At 62.8% G+C, this 23,639-nt stretch carries 13 protein-coding genes; 7 read left to right on the top strand and 6 right to left on the bottom strand.

What is annotated here, in order from left to right; translation table 11 throughout:
- The first annotated feature begins 78 nt into the window (after positions 1 to 78).
- The 7 genes from C7389_RS04330 (at position 79) to C7389_RS04300 (ending at position 7,644) form a co-directional block, all read left to right on the top strand.
- A complete protein-coding gene (locus tag C7389_RS04330; protein WP_246034621.1) occupies positions 79 to 726 on the top strand; it encodes a DUF7146 domain-containing protein in 648 nt (215 codons plus the stop codon).
- A gap of 282 nt (positions 727 to 1,008) precedes the next feature.
- Positions 1,009 to 2,073: a DUF932 domain-containing protein gene (locus tag C7389_RS04325; protein WP_133588716.1), complete on the top strand. Its 1,065-nt coding sequence runs from the start codon at positions 1,009 to 1,011 to the stop codon at positions 2,071 to 2,073.
- Between the two features lie 346 nt (positions 2,074 to 2,419).
- Positions 2,420 to 2,719, top strand: coding sequence for a hypothetical protein (locus C7389_RS04320; RefSeq protein ID WP_133588714.1), 300 nt, complete (start codon positions 2,420 to 2,422; stop codon positions 2,717 to 2,719).
- Positions 2,720 to 2,731: 12 nt separating this feature from the next.
- The gene (locus C7389_RS04315) at positions 2,732 to 3,361 is read left to right on the top strand and encodes a FlhC family transcriptional regulator (RefSeq protein WP_133588712.1); all 630 of its coding nucleotides are present in this window, start codon (positions 2,732 to 2,734) and stop codon (positions 3,359 to 3,361) included.
- Between the two features lie 41 nt (positions 3,362 to 3,402).
- Complete coding sequence (gene mobH, locus C7389_RS04310) at positions 3,403 to 5,118, top strand: MobH family relaxase (protein ID WP_133588710.1); 1,716 nt, start codon at positions 3,403 to 3,405, stop codon at positions 5,116 to 5,118.
- A gap of 1 nt (position 5,119) precedes the next feature.
- Positions 5,120 to 7,024 (top strand): conjugative transfer system coupling protein TraD, encoded by a 1,905-nt coding sequence (traD, locus tag C7389_RS04305; RefSeq protein WP_133588708.1) that lies wholly within the window; start codon positions 5,120 to 5,122, stop codon positions 7,022 to 7,024.
- Positions 7,021 to 7,644, top strand: a complete 624-nt coding sequence (locus C7389_RS04300) for an IncC plasmid conjugative DNA transfer DtrJ family protein (protein WP_133588706.1) — start codon at positions 7,021 to 7,023, stop codon at positions 7,642 to 7,644. The genes traD and C7389_RS04300 overlap by 4 nt, the downstream gene beginning before the upstream one ends.
- Before the next feature lie 49 nt (positions 7,645 to 7,693).
- On the opposite strand, the gene C7389_RS04295 is transcribed toward C7389_RS04300, so the two are convergent.
- Genes C7389_RS04295 through mads1 form a run of 6 tightly spaced genes read right to left on the bottom strand, consistent with a single transcriptional unit; the run spans position 7,694 to position 23,592 of the window.
- Positions 7,694 to 9,529 (bottom strand): DUF262 domain-containing protein, encoded by a 1,836-nt coding sequence (locus C7389_RS04295; RefSeq protein ID WP_133588704.1) that lies wholly within the window; start codon positions 9,527 to 9,529, stop codon positions 7,694 to 7,696.
- 33 nt (positions 9,530 to 9,562) lie between these two features.
- Positions 9,563 to 11,758 (bottom strand): BREX-2 system phosphatase PglZ, encoded by a 2,196-nt coding sequence (gene pglZ, locus C7389_RS04290; RefSeq protein ID WP_133588702.1) that lies wholly within the window; start codon positions 11,756 to 11,758, stop codon positions 9,563 to 9,565.
- A complete protein-coding gene (locus C7389_RS04285; protein WP_133588700.1) occupies positions 11,755 to 15,456 on the bottom strand; it encodes a BREX-2 system ATPase PglY family protein in 3,702 nt (1,233 codons plus the stop codon). Before C7389_RS04285 ends, pglZ begins: the two co-directional genes overlap by 4 nt.
- A gap of 30 nt (positions 15,457 to 15,486) precedes the next feature.
- The gene (gene pglX / locus C7389_RS04280; RefSeq protein WP_133588698.1) at positions 15,487 to 19,170 is read right to left on the bottom strand and encodes a BREX-2 system adenine-specific DNA-methyltransferase PglX; all 3,684 of its coding nucleotides are present in this window, start codon (positions 19,168 to 19,170) and stop codon (positions 15,487 to 15,489) included.
- A complete protein-coding gene (pglW, locus tag C7389_RS04275; protein ID WP_133588696.1) occupies positions 19,167 to 23,375 on the bottom strand; it encodes a BREX system serine/threonine kinase PglW in 4,209 nt (1,402 codons plus the stop codon). Before pglW ends, pglX begins: the two co-directional genes overlap by 4 nt.
- Positions 23,376 to 23,388: 13 nt before the next feature.
- The gene (gene mads1 / locus C7389_RS04270) at positions 23,389 to 23,592 is read right to left on the bottom strand and encodes a methylation-associated defense system helix-turn-helix domain-containing protein MAD1 (RefSeq protein WP_133588694.1); all 204 of its coding nucleotides are present in this window, start codon (positions 23,590 to 23,592) and stop codon (positions 23,389 to 23,391) included.
- Positions 23,593 to 23,639: the final 47 nt, after the last annotated feature.

Here is a 23,639-nt window from a genome sequence, read left to right as displayed (position 1 = left end):
CGCAGCCAAGAAAATTCAAGCACGAAGACAACGACAACTTGTTGCTGCAATACCCCGCGCTCAAACCCAGCAGCGGCTATGTTCAAGCAGTCGTCACGCTCATACCGCGACGAGGTCGACCGCTACCTGAGCGGCCGAGGCCTGGCGCTACCGGTGTACCCGAAGGTGCTGCGCTTTCATCCGGCGCTCGGCTACTACCAGAAGGATGCCGCCGGCAAGTCGCGCAAGATCGCCGAGTACCCGGCGATGCTGGCCTGCATCCAGGGGGCCGATGGCCATGCCGTGACCCTGCACCGGACCTATCTGCAGAACGGCGGCAAGCTCGCGGCCCTGGACGCGAAGAAGGTGCTCTCGGCCGGGATCAACGGCGCCGCGGTGCGTCTCTTCGAGCCGACCGAGGAACTGGCGATCAGCGAAGGCATCGAGACCGGTCTCGCCCTGCATCTGGCGACCGGCAAGCCGGTGTGGGCCGGGCTCAACGCCGGCAACCTGGAGAAGCTGTGGCTGCCCGACACGGTGCGCAAGGTTTGCATCTACGCGGACAACGACGCCGAGGGCGACTTCGCTGGCCAGGCCTTCGCCTTCGCGCTGGCGCGTCGGTTGAAGCGGGATGAGAAGGCGACGGGTCGGCGGGAAGTGCGGGTGTTCCTGCCCAGGCAGGCCGGCACCGACTGGGCCGACGTCTGGCGCCAGCGTCTGGCCGCCCAGGAGCCTCGCGCGGCGTAAGTGTTGATGCGGGTGCGGTCCATCTTGGTGATGCCGCCGCACCCGCCTTTTCAGCGGGACCGCATCTGGCGGTTCCGGTGAAAAGGCGGTTTGCCCCACTGGTAGTTGTCACACCAGGTGACGCCCCACGGCGTCGCGAAGACAGCCCTGGAGTTCTCGCGCGATTCACGTCGCGCCTTTTTCGGATCGGCCAATCGCCGCTCCGCCATCGACCCTTGCGGGGATGCGCATCCCCGCAAGGATGTGCCGTCCCCGCTTTTCTTTTCCGACAAGGAGATTGCCATGAAAAGCGGACGTTCTCTCGTGAGCCTGGCCCAGGAACTCGAGCGCCAGTTGCACTCGAAGAAGGATCTGATCGTGCCCTCGACGCTGGTGCGCCATGCCACCGATGACCGGGGCGAGACCCGTCTCGTCATCGAGGAGAGCGGCGGCCCGGTGCGTTACGCTGTTACCCCACTGGCACGCCGGCAGCTGGCGGACAAGCTGAAGATTCCGTATGCCTACTTCGAGCGCATGCGCGAAGATCAGCCGGCTCTACTGGACCGCAACGTGAACACCTGGCTGCAAAGCGAGGAAGAGCGGCGCATGCTGCGCACCCTGGACGGTCAGGTGCGTGCCGTGCTGTCGGATCGCTACCGGCGCCTGGACAACTTCGACCTGGCCGAGAGCGTGCTGCCCATCCTGCAGCAGTTGCCGGAGGTACGCTTCGAGTCGGTCGAGTTGACCGAAACGCGCATGTACCTGAAGTGCATCACGCCGCGCCTGAAGTACGAGATGGCACCCGGCGACGTGGTGCAGGCCGGTGTGGTGATCTCGAACTCGGAGGTCGGCCATGGGACGCTTTCGGTGCAGCCCCTGCTGTTCCGGCTGGTGTGCAGCAACGGCCTCATCGCGGCCGACCGCTCGCTCAAGAAGACCCACGTCGGCCGCGCACTCGGCAGCGAGGATGAAGGGATCACGGTGTATCAGGACGACACCCTGCGCGCCGACGACAAGGCCTTCTTTCTGAAGGTGCGCGACGTGGTGCAGGCGGCAGTGTCGGAAGCGACCTTCCGCCAGACGGCGCAGAAGCTGCAGAAGACGCTTGCCATCCCGCTGGTGGGCGATCCAGTGAAGACCGTCGAGGTGCTGGCCCAACGCTACACTCTGAACGAAAGCGAGCGCGCCGGCGTGCTGCGGCACCTGATCGCCGAAGGCCAGCTCTCGGGCTATGGGTTGGTCAATGCGGTCACGCATTACAGCCAGGAGGTCGAGGACTACGACCGCGCGACGGAGTTCGAAGCGCTGGGCGGCCGGCTGATGGACCTGCCGGCAAATGAATGGAAAGGGCTGGCGGAAGCTGCCTGATCCTGAAGATCGCTGAAAGCCGGCCGGGGTATACGCCCCGGCCTGGCCTTCTGCCCTTCCCCGTCATGTCCATGCAACAGACATGGCATTCCGTTCGGCGTGGTCGTCGCAGCCGGTAGGCGACGGCACGCTTCCCCAAGCGACGGCATCGATCGGACCTTGCGTGTGGCAAGGATAGCGGCGCCCCTCGCTATCCGGAAAATGCTATTGCCATACAGCGTTCGCGGTATCTATTCTGATCCAGATCTACCCTCACTACACCCCATCGCGCCCGATCGCCCACGAAGGTTTCCAACGTCGACATCGTGGGCGTCTATCGCACCAGGGCGAACCGGAGACCAGGCCCATGAGTCACGTGACCCTTACCGACGCTGAATGGATCAACCTGAACGTGCTCGTCGTCATACGCGCCGGTCTCCAGCATGACATGGCTTCAACCTGCTGCCGGTACGGGCTCGACACCGAACAGGCCAACTACCTTCGGAGCTTGAGCCTTGATGATCTGTGGTCTCTGGTGATCCACGTCGGCGACACGACCCTGTTCCCGCCGCGCGCCGACCTCGTAACGCTCTTGAGCGCTCCGCGGCCGCTGGCAGGCCCCATGGCACTCGTCCATCCACCCAAGCCCATCGAAGGCCGGCGGTAGGAACCGAGACCCATGCCGACGCGCGGCGACCGGCACCTGCGCGCCATCCAGCTGGCGAAGCAATTGGCGGCGCTCGGCGCACGGCTGAAGACCATCCACCTCATCACCGGCATCCCGCCGCGTCAGGTACAGGCTCTCTTCTTCCCCGATCCCCGAAGCATCCCACGTGGACGCGCCCCCGATTCGGCCGAGTGGTACCACGGCGCCAACCTCATTGTGCGTACCGACGCCTGCCTCATCGGCGCCAAGTATCGCCAGTTGCGCGTCCAGGGGCTCACCGCCGGCGACGCCCTGGTTCTCGCCTACCGCGCCTACCAAGCCGCCACGCAGCCGCCTCACCGCATCAGCCTGGATCGCGCCTTCAACCTCGTCTCCTATATCGACGGGCTCTGGCTGGCCACCGCACCCACGTTGTCCGTGCTCCCCTGCCCGACCTGCGGCTGCGAGTTCATTGCCGCGGTCGGCACCGTGGCACACGGCGACGCTTGCCCGTTCTGCAAGCTCCTGGAACGCTCTCACCTGGACCATCGCATCCAGGCCTCCTACCCGGCCCGCGCCACCCGCGACATGACGGAGCGCCAACTGGGCATGCTGGCGCTCTTCCACCTGCTGAGCCCCGGGAGCGATACCCCCGCCGAATAGGCCCCGTTTCGACGCGACAGGCCCGCGCCGACGCCACGAGAATGGTCACATCCCATTCCTTCCAGCATCGCGGCGCTCCCATGCCTGCCACACCACCGCCCGTCACTGCTTACCCCGCCTCCGACCCCGGTTTCGCCGCGCTGCCCGTCGATGAGTTGCTGGCCGGCGACGCAGACCTGATCGCGCGCATCAAGCTCTGCTACGGCGCCGACCGGGACGGTTTCGAGCGCGACATCCTGGCGGTGGTGCGCCGCTACGCCGCCTGCGTGCACCTCCTGCCAGCGACCGCCGACAACTACTTCAGCACCCCCGGCGGCCTGTTGCGGCTCGGCCTGGAGACGGCCTTCTTCAGCCTGCAAGGCACCGACGCGCACATCTTCTCGGGACGAATGAGCATCTCGGCACGCCGGCAACTCGAGCCGCGCTGGCGCCACGCAACCTTCATCGCCGGCCTGTGCAGCGAATTGCACCGCCTGATGAGCCATGTCATCGTCACCGATGCCGCCGGCGAGACCTGGCCGGCCTTCCTGCATCCGCTGACGGACTGGTTGGCCTCGCGCGGCAACGAACGCTATTTCCTGCGCTGGCGGCCCCAGGCCGTCGAAGCGCGCGGTCTGGGATTGTTCGCCCTGCCCCACGTGGTGCCGCCCGCGGTGATGGCCGACCTCGCCGAGGGCAATGCGGTCATCGTGCCCCACCTGCTGGCCAGCATCGGCGGCATCCCGGTCTATCGCGACCACAACATCCTCGACGAGCTCGTGCGCCGCTCGCTGGCGCTCGTCATCGACCGCAATCTGATCGCCAGCGCCGACCGCTACGGTTCGCCGCAATATGGCTCCCACCTCGAACGCTACCTGGTCGATGCCCTGCGGCGGCTCACCCGCGGCAACTCCGCCTGGCTGCCCAACCGCGATAAATCGCGTCTGTGGTTCGGGCAGGATGGCCTCTTCTTGATTTGGCCCGGCGGCGCCGAGGATATCCACCAGTTGCTCGAGGCCGACCAACTGGCCGGCATTCCCAAGGCGCCCGAGACCGTGCTGGAACTGCTGCTGGCCGCGGGCGTGTTCGAGGCGGCGACGGCAGGCCGCTCGACCTGGTCGATCCAGCCGCCCGGTGCCAAGGCCCCGCTCGAAGCCGTCAAGCTCTCGGCCCCGGAGATTCTCCTCGCGGGAATCGATCCACCACCTGTAGCCCTACCTCAGGTGCTGGAATTCAAACCGGAGCGTGCGCCCGCCCCACCTGCGCCGCAAGCGCCCGAGCCCAAGCCCGCGTCGGTGGCCCCCGTCAAGAGCGGCACCCAGCTATCGCTGATACCGCCGCCCGAGCCGCCCGCCGGCAGCAAAGCCAGTGCGGCGCTGGAAAAGGCGCCCGCCCCATCCTCGCGGGAGCCAGTCTCGGAGCCGCCCCCCGCCGCCTTCGCCCTGCAAGCCCCGATGCGTCTGAATCCGGTCGTGCGGGACGCCCTGGCCGAGGCCATTCGCACACTCAACGATGGCATGGGGCCGCCCGCCGTCTGCACCATCGCCCAAGGGGTGTTCGTGCCCCTGGTCGAACTCGAGCGGCGCGGCATCCAGCCCTCGCTCGCCATGCGCGCGCTCGTCGAAACCAGGATGCTGGTCAGGCCAAGTCAGGATGGGCCGCCGACCCTGTCGCGCGATTTCAACGGCAACTCCACCGTCGGCATCGTGCTCGACCCACGCTGCGTGCGCGGCCTCGATCTAGCAGGCTTTGCCGTGCCAGCAGCGGAGAAAGACTGAGATGCTGGTCCGCCGCTACGAGATGCCCTGGCGCCGCGCCTACGAGGTCTATGCTGGCGTCGCCTGGTGGCTGGCGTTGGTCTATTTCGTCGGCGTCGGCGTGACCGGTGCCCTTCCCCGGCACTTGGCACTGCCGCTGGCGTTCGTCTGCTTCGCGATGGGCGTGCTGCGGATGGCCCAGGCGCTGCGCATGCTGGTCCTGCGGGCGTCGCTGGGTGGGCGCGGTATCGAGGTCATCGGCACCGACGCCCTGGCACGTTGGTGCAAGGATCCGGCCTCGGTGTTCCTGGGCTTCGGCTTCGAATGGCGGCCGGTGCATTCGCAACGGCTCTATGAGCTCGCCAAGATCGACTACCGGGAATTCGCGGTGTCACCACGCCTGCTGCGGCTGCTCGGCTACAACGCCAAGCCCCAGCCGGACGCCGAGATCGGTCTGCCCTACATCCACGGCGTCGAACCGAAGGAAGGCCCCCTGCACCGGCCGCTGCAAAATTTCGAGGGCGGCACCCTGCTGGTCGGCACCACCCAGTCCGGCAAGGGTGTGGCGCTCGCCAACCTGATCACTCAGGCGATCCGGCGCGGCGACGTGGTGATCGTCATCGACCCGAAGAACAGCCGGCGGCTCAAACGCGTCGTGGAGCGTGCCTGCGCGGACTACCGCGAGCCGGACACCTTCATGGAGTTCCACCCGGCATTCCCGGAGCGGGGCGTGCGCCTGGACTTCACCTTCAACTGGCAGAAGCCCACCGAGTTCGCGTCGCGCATCCAGTCGATCATGCCGCCCGACACCGCCGGCGCCTTCTCGGCCTTCGGCTGGGATGCGGTCAACGTCGTGGTGCAGGGCCTGGTCGAGATCGAAGAGCGGCCGAATCTGGTGAAGCTCACCAAGTACATCGAGGGCGGCATCGAGCCGGTTCTGGAGAGCTCGCTGCGCCGCTACTACGACCAGACCCTCGGTGCCGGCTGGCGGGAACTGCCCGAGATGAAGAAGCTGCTCCACGACGCCCACCGCGGCAACCTCAAGCGCCCTTCGGAGGCGGCCAGCGCCGACCTGATGGCCTTCGTCGCCTACTACGAGCACCACATCGCCCAGAACCAGCGCAACAAGGTTATCGACGCCCAGGTGCGGACCTTCCGCCACAACCGGGAGCACTATCAGAAGATCACCGCCAACCTGCTCCCCATCCTGTCGATGCTGACTTCAGGCGACCTGGGCAAGAGCCTCTCGCCCGACCCCTTCGATGCGGACGACCGGCGGCCCATCATGAACTTCGAGAAGATCGAGCGCGCCGGCCACGTGCTTTACATGTGCCTGGACTCCCTGCCCGACCCGTCCGTCGCCTCGGCCATCGGTGCTCTGGCGCTGGCTGACCAGGCAGCACGGGCAGGCATGCGCTACAACCTGGGCGGCTACCGGCGCATTGCGCTCTTCGTCGATGAGGTCTCGAACGTCATCAACCAGCCGCTGATCGAGATCCTCAACAAGGGCGCCGAGGGCGGCATCTTCACCACCTGCGCGATGCAGACCCTGGCGGACCTGGCCAAGCGGATGGGCAGCGAAGATGCGGCACGCATGGCGCTGGGCAACCTCAACAACCTGATCGCCCTGCGCACCAAGGACCGGCCGACCCAGGACTTTGTCGTCGAGACCTTCGGCAAGACGGCGATCCACACCGTGCGTGTGGGCTTGAGCCACGGCTCGGACGCCCACCTCGGCGACTTCTCGTCGAGTTATTCCACGCAGTTCACCGAGAGCTTCGAGGAGATGGTGCCGGCCGACGTGCTGGGAAAGCTCCCCAACCTCCAGTACTTCGCCTCGGTGTCGGGCGGCCGGATCATCAAGGGGCGGTTTCCGATCCTCGATCCCGATGCGAAGCCGCGCGGTACGAAGGGGAAGGCGCCATGATCCGCGCAGTCGCAGTGGTATCGCTGCTCATTCTGCTGGTGCTCGTGCTGTACGTGCCCGCGGCACATCCGCCGGGGCGCTTCCTCGCCCAACTGCGCGCCGAACATGAGGCGGCGGCTGCATACTGGGGCGGCGAGCCGGCCACCCGCATGCTGAATCGGTCGCTGACGATGCAGGAGACGACGGCCGAGATTACCCCGATTCCTGCCGCGAAGGATGCGCCCTCGCCGGCGGGCGTGAATGGCGCCGTTTCCCGGGAGATGTCGTCAGTCAACCAGCGCCTCTTCAATAACGCCTACTTCCGCGCCGTCGACGCCCCGCTCCTGCTCGCCAGCTACCGGTTCGCCACTCTGCTCGAATGGCTGCCCGAGCTGACGGTGTTCGTCCTGGCCGCACTCGTTGACGGTGGGTTCGCGCGGCTCATCAAGGCCAAGGAATTCCTGCAGCACGATCCGGAGATGTTCGCGCTGTACGCGAGCCTGGGCATCATCTCTCTCTGCGCGACGGTCATCGGCTTCGTGCTGCCGGTGACGCTGCATCCCTTGCTGTTGCCTTGTGTGCCGTTGGTGGTCGGGGTGCTGGCGGGACGGGCGGTGGGATGTTTTCACCGGAGAGGGTAAGGAGCACGCCTCCCACTTCCCGATAACCCACCACCAGCAGAGGCAGCGGTTACACGTCGATCGGCGTCGTCCTCCACACGTCTTGCGCCAAAGACATCAATACCCCATGCCGCTTGTCGATCGATGCCGCATTCCATGTCGGGAAAGACTGCAGCTTCCCGTTGATCCGGGTGATCGAAGTGTTCTGCCCGACATTCGTCAAATCAACCAGGCTACGAGTCAGGTAATTGCTGCTCTTCTGGTACTCCTCCCGTTTGGCCGCGTAGAAGTCATTGCCGGCGACAATGTTGATCGGCTTCTCCAGCAGAGTCAGATTGCCCAACTTGTTCTTGTAATCCTCATAAAGGGCGGCCGGGTTCTCAGCAGTCCATTTCGCACGCAACTCGACGGATGGCGTGTCCGGCAGGATGTGCTCGATCTCAAGGTTGGTGTAGGACTCAAGGCTACCCGGCAATTTAATGCCACTGAACGCCATGTCGACGTATTGGGTCAGCTTTGCCAGCAGATAACGCGTCCGGTATTGCTGCATCGAGTACAGGGTAAACCGCTTCAGTGCATCGGACAGCTCCTGGGATTTGCCCGCCATATTCGTTTCGAAGCGGTCGGCAATAAACGCGTTGAGCTTCACCCGCTGTTTCGCCGGGTCAGAGATCTCCGCGACCGAGCGCAGCTCGTCGGCCCATTGCGAGAAACTCCGCTCAAGATCCTTGGTCGGCGTCTTGGTGAAGATGTAGTAGAAAAGGAAACTTTCGAGCTGCGCCACGAAGTGATCGAACAGTGGCTTCGGAAAATTCGCAGCTGCCAGCAGCAGCACGTAGTGCAAGCTGAATGCGCCACCGGCCAAGCGCTTGAGGCTATCCATCGCGAGACTAGGCTTGCCATCGTTGCCAAGTCCATTGCTGAACGCGAGGTAGTGCTCAACGTTACGTATGACCTTGCGAACGAACTCGAATGGCTTGTTCGCATAGTCGCATAGCGCCGCATTGTCCTTGTCGACGAACCAGTCGTAAATCTCATCCTCGCGCACCACGGCGTCGCCACGGTCGTTCTTGATGACATAGTTGGCCATCAGGAAGTAGCGCAGGAAACGAAGCGGCTTCTCCTTTTCCTTTTCCAGCGGCTTGGTGATCTTCTTCCACTCATCCTTGAGCTGGGTGAACTGGGTCTGCTTGACTTGGGTGAACAGCAAGTTCTTCAGCAAGTCCATCGGATTCAGGCCGACGCCGCGCTCATTGATGGTTTCGAAGATCTTCAAGGCGCTACTGACGTCGGTGGATATCTGTATGAAGACGACATTGTTGGCAAGGTAGCCCCAATATTTCTTCAGCTTCGCCGGCTCGTCGTAGTTGTCCTTCAGGTAGCGATAGAGTGTGGCGTAGGCATTGATTAGGTTTTCCAGAGAGCCGAAGCTGGCGATGCCAGAGGCCTGAATGCCCGAACGCACTGCCTGGGGATCGGCATCCAGCTCTACCAATTTGGTGATGACATCCCCTGCGTTCTCGTACCGCGGCTCCAGCTTCAAGCTGGTCTGAACTTCTCCATCACCGTCGACGTAGCTGGTCGAAACAAGACCTGCAATCATCTGGCGCTGGGGCTCTCCCTGGAATAGATGCTTAAGCGCACAGAGCAGCAGAAAGAACGTCGTCAGGCGTTGCTGGCCGTCGATTACCTCGTAATGGTTCTTCTGGTCAGTCGGCGATACCAGCACGGTACCGATGAAGTATTCCCGCGTTGAGCCCGCATCGATCTGCTCATTGATGTCGTCAAGCAGTTGATGAACTTCTTTGTCTGTCCAGACGTACTCGCGTTGGTAATCGGGAACGATGTAGAAGCACTCCCTGAACGCTTCCTCAATGCTGTATTTGTGGTTTTCAATGCGGGCCATATCTCTTCTTCCTGTTTTCCTGCCTGCGTCCGGTTACTCCTGCCACCAAACGGGTGAGCTCTCGTCCCGGACGCTCCATTCATCGCCAGCTTTAGTGCCATAGCGGTAGGTGGCTATCGGAACGAGTGCTTCCGCCGGCGCACAGCCGCCGTGGTAACCGTTCCGTTTGGTCGCGTACCGCAGCTTACTGCTCCAGGCCAAGACGACCTCGTCCAGTCCGCTAGCGGCCTTGATCCGGGGGCCCCTGAGCGTGATTTCGCCTGGATAGGACTCCAGATTCGGCTCGCGCCAGCGGGCGTTGGGGCTCGCGCCCTGCATCACGGTGTCCTGGTCGAGGATGTGGCCGTGGTCGCTGGTGAACACGACGGCTCGATCCGAGGAGCGCGCCTCGGCCAACAAGGCATCGAGGCCCTTGAACTGTCCGATGTCCCAGCGCAGTCGCAGCTGGTCCGACTTCATCAGGTGATCGTCCACCGCATTGATTACTACCGCGACGATCCTTTGGCGGGTATCACTGAGGGCAGTTCTCAAGTCATCCGAAAGGATGACGCCAGTGCTGTCGAGCAGATCCCGCTTATGAAAAATGACCGGTGGCTTGCCGGCGACAGATGGAGCCACGAGGGATGGATACGCGCTGAACGCCGACCGCTCGGTCGCCGCCGAGCCTGCGCATGCCGTTCCACACAACAGCGAAGTTCTGGAAGCCTCGGTTGTCGATGGCAGCATTGCCAGCAGCGTCGAGCATTCCCCTTCGGAGCGTTCGAACTGGACCCAGCCATGCTCCTTCAGACTTTGGTGGAGTTCCAGGAAAACGGGGATGCTCATCCCATCGACAACGATCAACAAGCTGCGGGCAAGCGCGGCCACCGGCGCAACATACTTCTCAAGCGCATCCTCGATCGGCATCAAGGATGTGCCGTTGGGCTGATCCGCGATCAGTGATTCCGCAAAGCGGCGATCGAACACCTCCCGCCGGATGCGGGTGTTCTCTCGAAGCTGCCCATAGGCGTTGGCCAGATCGGCAGAATCGTCGCCTTCCAACAGCACGGTCTGCGCCCAATCCACCCAGGCGATCTCATTCCGATATTGCTCGGTGAGCGCATTCAATGACGACGGAAAGGCGTTAGAAGTCTGGGTGAGCCAACTCACTAGGCGCACCGCCATCTTGCATCTCAATCCGGAGCGGCTGCTCAGGACGGGGCCACGGTGGTCCACCAATTGTCCCAACCGTGAGATGGCAGCCGGCAAGTTCAACTCATTGAGGGCGGCCGCAAACGCCTTGGTCTTCTCGCGAAGCGCAGCTGCGCCATACTTCGCGTGCACGGCCAACGACTCGGCTTTCAGCTGGATCACCAGTGATTCGTAGCGCGACACCTGCTGCTGCCTGGCAGTCTCCGTAGCACGCTCGAACCACTCATCAGCGGCCTTGGCCAGTTGGTGAGCCGTATCCGACGAGATTGTCAGTCCATCAAAGAACGCTTCCAGGCGGGCGGCTACCTTCGCTCTGTCCGCCTCCGAAGACGTAGTCTTGTCTTCCAGCGATTGACACAGGATGGCTATGGCGATCAGCTCGTCCGCGCTGCCAGCATCAAGGGCTGCGAACACACATTTCACCAGTGCCCCGAGGAAATCATGGAGTCGCTGTATCGCTTCGTTCCGCGCGAGATCCTCCAGCGCCTTGAACTGCTCGCGCCGTTGCGCATCACCAGCCCACTTCAACAGATCGAGCTCGGACGGCGGGTAAGACTCGAAGCCCAGGACAACGCGAAACAACTCCTTCCATGCACGATCCTGATCAAGGACCAGAGAGCGAACCGGCGCGTAGCCCTCGGCAGGCATGAAGCGGACGAGTAGTTCCGCGAGCCAACGATGACGTGCAAGTCGAGGATCGATGTGGGCCGCCCGAAACAAAGCCATGACGGTTTGCCATAGATCGTGGGTGATGGCACGACGCTTGGCACACCGCGCCAATACATCCGCCCCCAGATCGCCTTCGTTGCCGGCAAATAGCAAGACAACCGGCGTCGCGACGAGCGCATGACGGCGCATCGCGTCACGGACGGCCAGTGGAGAGCTACAAACCGCGACCGGCCAGCTGGCGGCATTGACGTCTACGGCAGTCCCCTCAAAGGCATCCAGGGGAAGGTGCAGCAGAATGAACTTCGCCGACGGGTCCGCCTCATGCGCCTGCTTGGCCTGAAGACTGATCTGATGTCCCGTGACCTTCATTCCTGTTCCCGGATCACGATCTGAATATCCACACTCACTGCGCCTAGCCCCTCAAGCAGATGCCGCGCGTCCGAAAGTGCCTGCAGCGCGTCGCTCTTGGCCAACCGTGTGCGTTCAATCCGCTGCGCTGCCTTCATGCCGGGTTCGGGCTCCGGCTCTGGGATCGGCTCAGGAGCCGGCGCGGGAGGGGCCGCGCGGTTGGCCACGTCCGCCATCAGCGTCCCCGCATCACGCTCAAAATGCGCAACGGCCGCTTGCAGCCCATCCACATACTCGTAGCGCAGAACGGCATGGGCAAGGCTTTCCAGAATCTGATTGGCCCGGGGCGCGAACTCGCCGCTCCCGGCCGCAATCGAGCGGAGACTGTTGACCAGATAGTGCTTGGCCTCCACGCGGGCCAGAGCCTGGACTCCAGCGAGCACAGCCTTGGCCTCTGCGATCTCTTCGGTGCTGAGGTCGAGCCGAGCCACCAGGTTCACGAGCTCAACCTCTGAACTGCTGGAATCAATTGCAACGAACCAGTCGCGCAGACGTGCTGCGCCCGTCTTGCGCAGGGCCGGCTCGCCCGTTGCGACCACATCGGTTTGCACGAGGGTCATCAACTGCTCAACAACGCGCAGGTAATTCAACAGGTGCGCAGCCGTGTCGGCCACGCGCTTTTTCGCAGCTCGCGAGAACTCCACCAACCCTGGCGCCGAACGATAAAGTGAGGCCATCATGGGATCGAGGATGTCTCCTGCCAATCGTGTCGCCTTGTCCCAATCCGCCGCGGTCGGCAAGGGCTGCTCGCGCACCTCGCATTCGTTGGGCACATTCCCGATCTCGCCCCGGAAAGGCTGGCCAAAGCGGTACAAGGAGCGATTGCTCTTGGCCAACCAGGTCAGGATGACGAGATCCTGCAAGTCATCGCGCAACCCGCGTTTTTCGGGTTGATCCAGCCACCGGCGCAGGTCTACCACGCTCGGGTCGCGTCCGGACTGCTGGGCGATCTGGCGCGCAAAATGTTGCGACCAGTCGTCACGCAGCTGCAGGGCCGCTTCGCCCACCTCGGCCAAATCGAGCTTTGGTGCGATCCGTTTCGCGTCATCGCGCAGCGATGCCTCAAGCTCGACCCTATGGGCCGGCTTTTGAGCCGCCAGCACCATCACGTCAGCCAAGCGCTTGACGGCGATCGGGCGAGGTTCGACATCGAAGTGCGGGTGCGCTGGAAACTCGTAGTCCAGCGCCTGCTCGGCGAGTTTTTCGAACGCATCCCTGAAATTGGCGGCCACCGGCGGGCGGAGCACCAAGGACGGATCGAGGCTGTAGAAGTGCTCGTCGACCGTTTGCGCCGGGTCCAGCGCCTCCTGAGCGACGCTATTGAGTCCGTAGGCGGTGTACAGGCAGTTGCGAATGAACTGACGCAACTGGTCGCGCTGGTTGGTCAGCAACACCCGCGCCTGCTCCCGGTCCGCCTGCGATAGTTGGCTCGCGTACTGGTCCAGGTTATTGCCGCGCAGAACGAAATTGATGACCACCAGACGGCCCAACTGATCCTGCGTGTTGGGCGACAGGAAGGACGGCAACCACGCCACGGAGCGCCCCACGCGTCCATCATTGAGGAAGCCATTGAGCTTGGCGACGTCATCCTGCGGGCCGTGTTCCGGCTGATGATCGAACGGGAAGTCAATCAGGATGCGCCAAGTACCTTCACGTCCCTTGAGGGTATCGAAGGACTGCTCGCGGATGTTGCCGAACAGAATCTCGGCACTTCGCCGCGAGCCGCGCCAGACAATCTCCATCTCGGGCGGCAACAAGCCGGAGCCTGCATCGGGCAGCCCCAGGCCGTCGGTGATCAACTGCCGGACCTCGGCTTGCCGGTTCCCCTGCGTATCAAAGGACATCGCATTGGCCAGGATGGCGTCGGTGTCAACCTTGGCGACCTCGACCGACACGACCGGATTGGGCGAATCGTCGGCGATCTTGATCTCCCCCGCCTGTCCGGCCCAGCGCTTCAGCTTGGTCAGCACGGTGATGCCCTCGCTACCCGGCACAGGGGTACGAATCGTGCCGTGATTCAGCGCGGCCAGCTTGGTCGGCGTCAGGTTCTTCAGCGCCTCGACCTCGGGCACCAGTGCCGCCAACACCAGAGTCTTCAGCAGGCGCGCATCGTTCTGCAGGGCCGCCGCCTTCTTCGGGTCGGCCTTGCCGGCTTCGATGTCTTCCCAGGTCACGCCGTGCTGCGTTTCCAGGATAGGCAGCAAGCGCCGCCGCCAGAGCTGTTTGGCCTGCTCGAAGAACAGCTTGATGCCATGGGTGAAAGGTTCGTCGCCGTCGGCAATCACGTCGAACAGGTCGCCAACCGGGATCACATCGCCGATTTCCAGGGAGTCGGCCTTGTCCACCAGCATCTGCTGCATCAGCTTGAGCGCCGTGCGCTCGCGCTGCAGCATCGACGACACCGCAATCAGGGTCTGCACCAGCGCCGGAGTGAAGGGGTACAGGTCCTGCAGCATCTGCTGATCGCCATCGCGGGTCAGAAGCGTCTGCAGCACCTCAGGCTGGCTGCCCAGGAGCTTGTTGATCGCCCCCTTGAGCTGTGTCTCCTCAGCCGGACCTCGTGTACGCAGCAGGCGCTTCTTGGCGATTTCCGGGAGGTTGCGGTCCTCCAGGTTCACTTTGTCGAAACGCGCCTCCCACCACTGCAGTGTGTCCGCGAACGACAACTGTTCGGCACCCGGCATGTGCTCGCCGACCAGCTCGCGCAGATCCCGCTGGCGAGCCATGAAATTGATGATGGGGATGGGGCGATCGGCATTCCCCGACTCGACCAGTTTGGCAACTTTCTGGCCCTCGCGGGCAATCCACGCGGCATCAGCAGCACGGCTGGCAAGCCACAGGATGAACTCGTCCAGGAACAGGATGATGCCGTCGTAGCCCAGATCCTTGGCGTGATGCGACATCGCAGACAGGCCCTCGTCAAGCGCGGTGTACAGCTCGCGTTGCGAGGCGGATAGATGGCTCACGCTGCTGAAGAAGGCACGCGTCAGCGCACCCACCAACTTGAAACGCTCCGGGCTGCCCGGTGGCAGTTGCAGCGTCGACTCAAACCGAGCTGCGGCCCAGGTCTGCGTCACGCGCCCCCAGCCACCGCCACCACCAGCGGACGCACCGACCGCATCGTTCAGGGTACGGAAGAAGGCTTCATCGCCCATCTGGGTGCGCAGCTTCTGCGCATCATTGAGCATCCCTTCGCTCTGGTAAAAACCAGGGCTTGGTGCGGTCGGATGCAACCTAGCGGTAAGCTCGGCGTACCCCGAGAATAGCGCCGATTCCAGTGTCTCGGCGTTGATCATGTGGTAGGGCACGACCAGGAATTTCTTGCCCTGCGTCCAGACATTGTGTTTGGAGACGACCGGGGCCAACTCGGGCTTGCCACGGGCCGTGGCGTCCCCCCGCAGCAGCAGCGACAAGATGGCCATGAAATGGCTCTTGCCGGATCCAAAACTGCCGTGCAGGTACGCGCCCTTGCTCATCTGGCTATCGAGGGCGCCCTTGACCACGCCGAGTGCCTGATCGAAGCACTTCACCAACTGTGGCGTGGCGATGTAATCGCGCACGGTCTCGGCGGGCGCATTCAGGCCATCCGTCAGGCGTAGGACGAAGTCGCCCTGATGAACCTGCTCCGGCAGGTCAAAAATCTCGCGCAGTTTTGGCATCTTGTTGTCTCCCTCGATACAGTGATCTCGTCAGGCCTCGGTGGCAGCGCTGGATCGCCGGCCCCGGGGGCGGCGAGTAGATGCAGGCGGACGCCAGGCACGCACGGCGGCCAGGGTCAGCCCGTGTTGGGCCAACTGCGCATCGAGCAAGCCCTGCAGGTAATCGCCGGTACTCATCCCCAGGTCGTCATCCACTTCGGGATGCCACTGGTGCACCCAGGGCAGCAACTCGTCGAGGCCGGCCAGTGCCGGTGCCAGACGATCGGCATCCGCACCTTCGCGTTGCAGCATCTCGTACAAATATCCCGTCAGCGCCAAAGCCCGCGCCTTGGCGTCGTACCCGGCCCACAACAGCATCGGGCTTGTTGCGTCGTTGCTGCGCTCGAGGCCAGGGAAGCTCACGAAACGCTCCTTGGGCACATCCAGCGCTCCGCGCAACTTCCAGGAGACGCCATCGCGGTAGTCCTCCTGCTTGTATTTAGGCGGGACCGGAATCGCACCCACTTCCGCAGCCTTACGCCGCGACTGTTCCTCATTGACGGCTTCCATGGGCTGCCCGGACAAGCGACGAGCCACCTCGGCATCGATTGCATCTTCACGCCGCTGCATTGCCCAGGTGTTCTGCCAAACCCCCCGCTTGCGCAAGCCGCTGTCGCTGTAGCGCAGGGCATCGAGATACGGGACGCTGGCCTGCTGTATCAGCGCCACTACCGTCGCATGCGCATCGCTGCCGCTGCCCGCGTACAAATCGAGGGCACGCCTGAAGTCCTCGTCGCCAGACAAGGCATCGACCAGCTCGCGTACCGAGCGCAGTCTCGGGGCGGGATGGACGTCGCGCGGCCAGAGGTCGGCGCCCTCCAGGCGATCAAGCAACCAGTTTTCAATGGCCGCCTTCTCCAACGATTCCCAATCCGCGCCTGCCCAACGACGCTTGCATTCGGGGCGCTCGAGTAGGGCCAGATCGCGCGAGCGCTCGATGGCCGCGATGCGCCGTTCTACCAAGGCCCGATAGTCCGTTGGCCAGTGGTCAGGAAGCTCGGTAAGGGGCTGTGCGCCATGGCGCGCGAACCAAGTGGTCGTCGTGATGCCAGTCGTGCATTGGCGCGCCAGCAGGATCTCAAACGCACGCTCACCTATACCAATTTGGGGTGGAATGCCTACATATCGAAGCTCGTCACTGAGCACCCCGAAAAGCTTGTAGACCTCCCAGTCAAGCTCTTCTTGCAAGGAGATCATATTCTTGCGAATCGCCTTTAGGTCTTCTCGCCTAGCATGTAAGTCTTGGCGACTGGGAATCGGCGACTTTATGGCCTTATCCGGAAGCGCATCGGCGTGCCTGCCTGAAAATTCATCTAGCAATCTCGCAGTTGCAGTAGGAAGCACTCCCGGTAAAGGAAACTTCGCAAGCCCGGTTGAGGTGAACTCATAGAAATCTTCAAAGGCGTCCGTTCTTTGTCGCGCGCCATGTTGATCAACTGTGCTGCCTTTGTTGTGAAATACTTGCTTTGCCCAAAAGCAGGCCAGGGAAGAGTTTAGAACTCCGAGGACGCCGAAGTGATATTCTTCGGTTGCGTCCGCTCGAAGTTTGATTACGGGAGCCGAACGATTGAATATCTTCCCGCCACGATCTAGCACGAAATGATTGTGAGTCGCTACGAACGCATACGTTATGGTCAGCGGATTTCTGAGCTTTGCTGCGTAAAGCTCTTGCCACTCATACCAAGAAAGGCCGCGCTCCAACATCGGCGTTCCAAAGCGTTTTCGCTTTGATAGGTTGGATCTGAAACTCCAAAGAAATCGATGTGTATTAGGATGCATATCGATTGATTGGAGATTGAAATCAATATCGTAAAGCCAAACTGCCGTAAGACCAGATGCATTCCAATCTCGAACAAGGTCTCCTGTGACAAGTTGCTTAGTATTCTCGATTCCATGACGATCTGCGACGCTTTGATCCGTCACCAGATAAACCTCATCTTCGCCTGTGACGCTGACGATTCCCATTTCATCAGCAATCGCCCCCAAATTTCCGCTGGCAATTTCTTCGATTTGATTCTTTAATTCCGAAGCCCCTCCGCCTCCAATGCTCCATGGGTGTCGAGCGAACAGGGAGCGCTCAGCATCAGTAACGCTAATCCATTCCGATTCAGAGTCACGCCGGTCGACTTGGTTGAGAATGGCCTGCCAAACTACTCCCTGAGCTGGATCGGCTGGTGTTGATGGCTCGCCCTTGATTCCCATCACTGCGCGAATTGCGCTGCTGGCTGGCGGTCGATTCCGTCCGAACAAGATGGCTGTCGGGGTGCCATGCCCTGGAATGTAGGCACCAGCAGTATCGATTACATGTGTCAGGTCTACGGATGGAAAGAACGCTTCTACCAACTTCTTTCCGAACTCGCGCTTCATGAAGTTGTTGCCAACGATCAAACCCACGTGTCCTGCACGTTGCGCGCTATCGAGCGGCTTGGCCAGCGCCCAAAATCGCTCACAAAACGGCGCAACGAGAGCGTACTTGCCGTGGCAACTGGAGAAGCGATCTCGATATAGGGCAGAGACAGCCCGGTCCTTGACGGCGATGTAAGGCGGATTGCCCACAACCGCGGCGTACTTGCGTCCCAAAATTCGATTCGTGGCCGCCAGATCTTCTGCGGCAAACGCATGGCGATACAAGTGATCGGCGGCCGTCGCAAGGTTCTCCTGCGGGGTATTCAAGGCGAGTGCCGCCTGCGCTCGCGAGTAGTCGCGCTGGTCGAAGCCATGCAGCAAGCTGTCACCCGTCGCGATGTGCAGATGGAAGTCCGGAGCGAGCCGCAACTTGCTGACCTGCGCCATCTTCAGCGCGGCCACCAGGAGCCGGAAACGGGCGATCACCACCGCGTAGGGGTTGAGGTCAATGCCCGCGATGCGGTCGAGCGCTTCCTGCAGGGCCAGGTTGACGTTGTCTGGCCGCTTACGCAGCCACAGCGGGGCCAGCCGTTCAAATGCTCCGAGCAGGAAGTGTCCGGACCCGCAGGTCGGGTCGATCAGGTCAACGTCTTCCAGCGTGTAGATGTCGAGCGCCGGGGTCAGCGTCCGATCCAGGATGAAGGACTCGACGAACTCGGGCGTCTGTAACAACGCATAGCGTTCGCGGGCGGCTTCGGAGAGGTCCTGGTACAGATCGCCCAGGAAGCGGGTGTTCCAGTCGGGATCGGCGAAGTCGTGAACCGGAGCACCGCTGTCGGCATTGGTGGCCCGGAAGAAGCGCACCAGTTGCTTGCCCATATCGGCAGAGACCGGTGCGGCGAGCAGATTGCGCTGAACCTTCAGGACATCCGATAAACCCGGCAGGCGGCCCGCTACGGCAAAGGCATCGCGCAAGTAGTCGTTGTCGGAGGCTGTCGGGTGTTCAAGGTAGAACGCTTCCTGCCGCCCCACGGCAGATTGACCTCGGCTATTGGTGCCGGCAATCAGCGGGGCATCGAGCAAGTCGTTATCTTCGCAGAAACGAATGAAGACGCAGGCCAGAACCCACGCTACAGCGGACTGGGTGAATTGGGCCTCTACCCAGCTTTCCAGGGCCTCAGCCGTGCGACCGGCGTCGCGAGCGGCCTGCCAGTCCGCAGTCAGGCGATTCTTGTACTCGGCGTGGCTGGCAAAGCGCCCACGCAGGTCGCCCTCCAGGTCGCGAACCTGAAGCTTGAGATCGGAGAGTAGCTTGATGCGATTGATCATTCTTTTCTTGCCTTGGCGCGGGTCTTGGCAGACGGGTTGCCGGGCGTGCCGTGGGCATTCTCTAGCCAGGCACGTGGGATCCGACCGTAGTCCGTGGTGTTGATGGTCACCGGAACGGCCTGGCCATCCAGCACCGGGCGGTTGTCGGGCGTCATCGGGCTGGCAATCAGCGCTATCAGAGGAGGACGCTGACCGAACATGCAGGCATCGGCCAGTCGGGCGAACAGGGGCATGCGCTGCCAACGGGCGGCCAACCCGAGGTTGACCAGGAGCCCGGGCTGGTCGTCCGTGAGCAACTTGGCTTCGACTTTGGGCCACACCTCGCCCAGCACCGTGGCGAAGTTCTGCGCGTCGACGGACCCTGCCGGTGCGGCATCGGCGGCGAGCAGGACGTTCCAGTCGACCTCCCATTCGCGCGCCTGCGCTTCGAGCTGCGTCAGCACGACCTCGTCGAAGTCGATCACCTTGAGGCCAAAACGCTGCGCCAATTCACGCTGGGCGACCGGAAGCCCCTTGGGATCGACCGACAGCGTGAGCAGCTTGCCGCTGGCAAGGGCGTGCCTGATGCGCTCATCGATTTGCAAGGCCGCCTGAATATCCGGCGCCGTGGCCGTGCGTGGGCGGCTATTGGTCGAGAGCCGGGTGATTTGCGTGGTGCCCGAAATGACGCCGGTCGAGAACTGTGTGACGAAGGCGCGCTTGACTCCATCCCACCTCACATCCAGGCCCGCATCCTTGAGCAAGGTTTCCAGGTCCGTCGGGCCCGGCAATGGGGCGGCCTCGGGATAGCGGGCAAAAACACGCCGCCGGATCGTCTCGATGTCGAACTGTCGCAAGCCGAGTAGCGACGTGGTAGCCAGCTTGACAGCACGCGCGGCGGGCAACTGAACCGGGTAGAACTCGAGGCGTGACGACAAGGCGGCCTGACGGGCGCATGCTGCCGCCAGACGAATCATTCGTTCCGAGCTCAAACTGGTGTCGCCAGCGGGGCGCTGAATGCGCGCCAAGGCATCGGCCACCTGTTGGGCCGAAGGTAGTGGGTCCAACTGCGCCAGTCGGTCGGCCGTATCGCCCAGATCGACCGCGTAGCTGGCGCGCACCTCCGGCGACGAAGGGAAGAGGCCCGAGGCTCCGCTGCTGGCCAGCGTGGCGACCACGAGATCATCCGCTTGCGGCGCCTGGACCAGGGGGCGGACGTTGGAGTCACGCTGCACCACCTGCCAGCGTGCAGCCTGCTTGGTACGCTCGACGGTGACGACCGCGCGCGTCAGAGCCACCGCCTCGATGTGCCGGGTTTCACCGGTTTGTACGCTGCCACGTCGGGCCAGCAATGCCGAAGCGATCTCGCCGACGGTGGCAATCCCGCCGAGCCCAGCCACGACAAGGGCCACGTCGTCACGGAGGTGGGTGATCTCGGGCTGGCGCGACATGCGTTCAGCCATCGACTGCAGAAGTTCTTCTGCCAGCGGTGTGCTGGCGGCTCCGGCCGCCAGGCCCAGCCACCCCTCCAAGGCTTGGAGCTGCGCTTCATCGCCTTTTTTCGGCACGAGCAAGGCGGCGGCGGCATCCACCGAAAGCTTGGCAACGGTGGTGTCGGCCGGTTGCTCGTCTCTGACGACACCGCCACTGAACTGATGTCGCAGCCGGTCGGCAATCTGGTGCAGTTCGCGTGCGACCGCCAGCGCGATGCCGCGGTGACGGTACAGGCGATTGCGCGGCAGGTCCGCCAGGTCACCGGCCGTCGACAGCTCGTCGTGACCAATTCGGTCAATCAATTCGAGGTGACGGGAATCCAACTCCAACGATTCCAGCGGCGTGGTCGGCGTGATGCCGCTCACCGGTGTAGTCGGTTCTTCGCCGAACGGCAACTGGCCCTGCGGCGGATTGGTGGTGTGGGCGGTGACGGGCCGAGAAACGTTCTCAAACACCTTGCGCCAGGCGCGCAGCATCTGCTCTGCGTTGTCGAAGCGCTTGCGGTGATCGCGGGCCAGTGCCCGGCTGAAGAATTCGAGCGCTTGCTGGCGGATCGATGCGTCAAAGCGCTCGGAGTCCAGGATGATCTCGGACTTCAGCGTCGCCGGGTCTGCGCTGCCGTCACCCCACTCGGGCAAGGTGCCGGCGGCCATCTCATGCAGCGTCAGCGCGCAAGAGTAGCGCTCGGCGTAGCCATCCCACATACCGCGCTTGCGCAGGAAAGGGTCCATGTAAACCCGGGTTCCCGCATTAAGATCGCTGGCGGGCACCCCCGCCAGCGAGAAATCAAACAACGTGAGCGTGAGCCGCTTCCCCGCCCCGGGGCGGATGCCGATGTTGTCGGGTTTGATGTCGCGGTGAGGAACCCCCTCCCGCTCCAGGTACTCCACGACGGAAATCAGCTCCTCACCGAAGCGCTGCAGCAGGTCCAGCCCCAATCGACCTTCTTGCCGCAGACGCTCGCCCAGCGTTTCCTCGCCTGCAGAGGACAGGAACAGGGTCGCAAGCCCCGCGATTTCGAAGCGCTCGAAGCACTGGACAATGTTCTGATGCGGTTGCAGGCGGACCAAGGTTTCCGCCTCGCGTTTGAGGCGTTCGTTGTATTCCGCTTCCAGTGCAATCTTGAATACACCCTGGCGGGGCTGACCCGCGCCTTTGCGGCGGACCTCCAGGGCCAGACTGGTTCCACCCTTGCCAAGGCGACGGACGACTTCAAAGCCGTGCAGCTCGTTGCCCGCATTTGCTTCCAACGGGGAAGCGAGGGGTGACGCCGGAGCGGTCAGCGCGTCTTCAAGCGCTTCCTCTGCCTTGTCGAGCGCCACGAGGAATTCCCCGGTCGAACCGAACCGGTCTTCCGTTGAAGGCCAGGTCGCGAACTGGATCAGATCCTCGATCTCGGCCAGACAGCCATTGACCAGTGCCGAGAGTGTAAGACCCGGCCCCTGCTCACACTTGGCAACCAGCTCATCGCCGCTGACGGCGGGCGGCTCACCGGCGAGCACAAAGTAGGAGATGGCACCGAGGGAGAACAGGTCCAGCTTGATGGCATCCGGGCGCGGGGCTATACGGGCTTCGGGTGCGAGGTAAATCTCCTGCGCCACCCGATCCGAGAGCATTTCGACATGGAGCGTGCCCGTCGTCTCTCCCTCGGCTTCCTGAAGTTGCCGCGTCGCTATCTGCCAGTCGAACAGCGTAACGTCGAACGAGTTCGCGCCCACGGTTCGGACCATGATGGTCTGGGGTGACAGGCCGCGGTGGTAGAGACGGTAGCGATGTGCCGCATCCAAGGCTTCGGCAATGGCACGGACGAGTTTCAGCCGTTGCCAGAGGTCGAGGTGCTCGCCTTGAGCCCGTATGAAATGGTCAAGTCGTTGCAGCCCTTCCTCGTAGTCGAAAATCAGGGCCGGGCCGTGCTCACTGTCGATGAAATCCGATGCACGCAAGATGCCCGGATGACGGATGCCTTCAAGCAACTGAAATTCACGGCGCGCGGCATCTGCCAACATCGAGCGCTGCGCGGCGTTGAGGTTGCGCTTTGCGGTGTAAAGGCGCACGCGCCGCCGAAGGTTGTTCAGCGATACGTGTTTGGCGAGCCAGTCCTGATGGAAATCGGTTTCCGCGAGGACTTGCTCGAGCTGATAGTCACCAACGCGCCGACTCTGCTGCGGGGGGCGAATTCCAATCGCTTCCAGCGCCCGGTTGATGGACGTGGCCAGATCCCGGTCAATAGGCTGCGCACTGGCAACGGGGGCGGTCTCATTGAATAGCTTGCCAGCGATGTCGGCCCTTAGATGCACGTTTTCGCGTGCAGGGCCCGTGAGCTTGCATCGTTGCCCAGGGTCCGACAGGAAAACCAGGGACTGAATATACGGTGTGCGACGCTTCTGTACGGTCAGTTGCTTGCGAAGCAACGACGCGAGTTTCTTTGCCTTGCGGTTGGTGAGCAGCAAGGGGTTGTCGTCAAAGTACTCCCGAGCCCCATCGCGCCAGATCCAGGTGTGCGAATCGCCACCGACTTCGCCTGGGCGGCTCTTGATTTCGACCAGGAAGATGCTGTACCGGGAAACGACCAGCAGATCAACTTCGTTGATGCTCCCGTCGTCGGCAACAAACTCGAAATTGCTGTAGGCACGGAAGGGCTCTCGGTTGGGTAACGCACGCTGGATGAAGTCCAGTGCGTTCTGCTCCCACGGGAACTGAGAGGGCGATATGGTTTTCCAGCGACTCGTCATAGTCTCCCCCGAGTCACGAGTCGGCATCTGAATGGGCGTCATCGGCCTGAGCCCCACCCGCCCGGACCCAGCCGTCCACGTCTTCTTTCTTGAACTTCCAGAACCGGCCGACCTTGTGACCGGGCATGCCTTTCCCGGTCACCCAGGTGTAGACGGTGTCCTTGGAAACACCCAGGTATTCGGCGATTTCGTCAACCGACAGCCAGCGGTCATCCATTGAGCGATCCATGTGAAAGAAGGGCGAGCTGTTCGCAACGGCGCATT

It is taken from the genome of Azoarcus indigens, assembly GCF_004361735.1.
Classification (GTDB): Bacteria; Pseudomonadota; Gammaproteobacteria; order Burkholderiales; family Rhodocyclaceae; genus Azoarcus; species Azoarcus indigens.
Note: the sequence above shows the minus strand (reverse complement) of the source record. Positions and strands in the feature narration are given on the sequence as shown.

Coding starts and splice junctions, on each gene's coding strand:
- C7389_RS04295 (WP_133588704.1), bottom strand. CDS start 9,529: ATGGCCCGCATTGAAAACCACAAATACAGCATTGAGGAAGCGTTCAGG.
- C7389_RS04300 (WP_133588706.1), top strand. CDS start 7,021: ATGATCCGCGCAGTCGCAGTGGTATCGCTGCTCATTCTGCTGGTGCTC.
- C7389_RS04325 (WP_133588716.1), top strand. CDS start 1,009: ATGAAAAGCGGACGTTCTCTCGTGAGCCTGGCCCAGGAACTCGAGCGC.
- C7389_RS04330 (WP_246034621.1), top strand. CDS start 79: ATGTTCAAGCAGTCGTCACGCTCATACCGCGACGAGGTCGACCGCTAC.
- pglX (WP_133588698.1), bottom strand. CDS start 19,170: ATGATCAATCGCATCAAGCTACTCTCCGATCTCAAGCTTCAGGTTCGC.
- traD (WP_133588708.1), top strand. CDS start 5,120: ATGCTGGTCCGCCGCTACGAGATGCCCTGGCGCCGCGCCTACGAGGTC.
- C7389_RS04320 (WP_133588714.1), top strand. CDS start 2,420: ATGAGTCACGTGACCCTTACCGACGCTGAATGGATCAACCTGAACGTG.
- C7389_RS04315 (WP_133588712.1), top strand. CDS start 2,732: ATGCCGACGCGCGGCGACCGGCACCTGCGCGCCATCCAGCTGGCGAAG.
- mobH (WP_133588710.1), top strand. CDS start 3,403: ATGGTCACATCCCATTCCTTCCAGCATCGCGGCGCTCCCATGCCTGCC.
- mads1 (WP_133588694.1), bottom strand. CDS start 23,592: ATGGATGACCGCTGGCTGTCGGTTGACGAAATCGCCGAATACCTGGGT.
- C7389_RS04285 (WP_133588700.1), bottom strand. CDS start 15,456: ATGCCAAAACTGCGCGAGATTTTTGACCTGCCGGAGCAGGTTCATCAG.
- pglW (WP_133588696.1), bottom strand. CDS start 23,375: ATGACGAGTCGCTGGAAAACCATATCGCCCTCTCAGTTCCCGTGGGAG.
- pglZ (WP_133588702.1), bottom strand. CDS start 11,758: ATGAAGGTCACGGGACATCAGATCAGTCTTCAGGCCAAGCAGGCGCAT.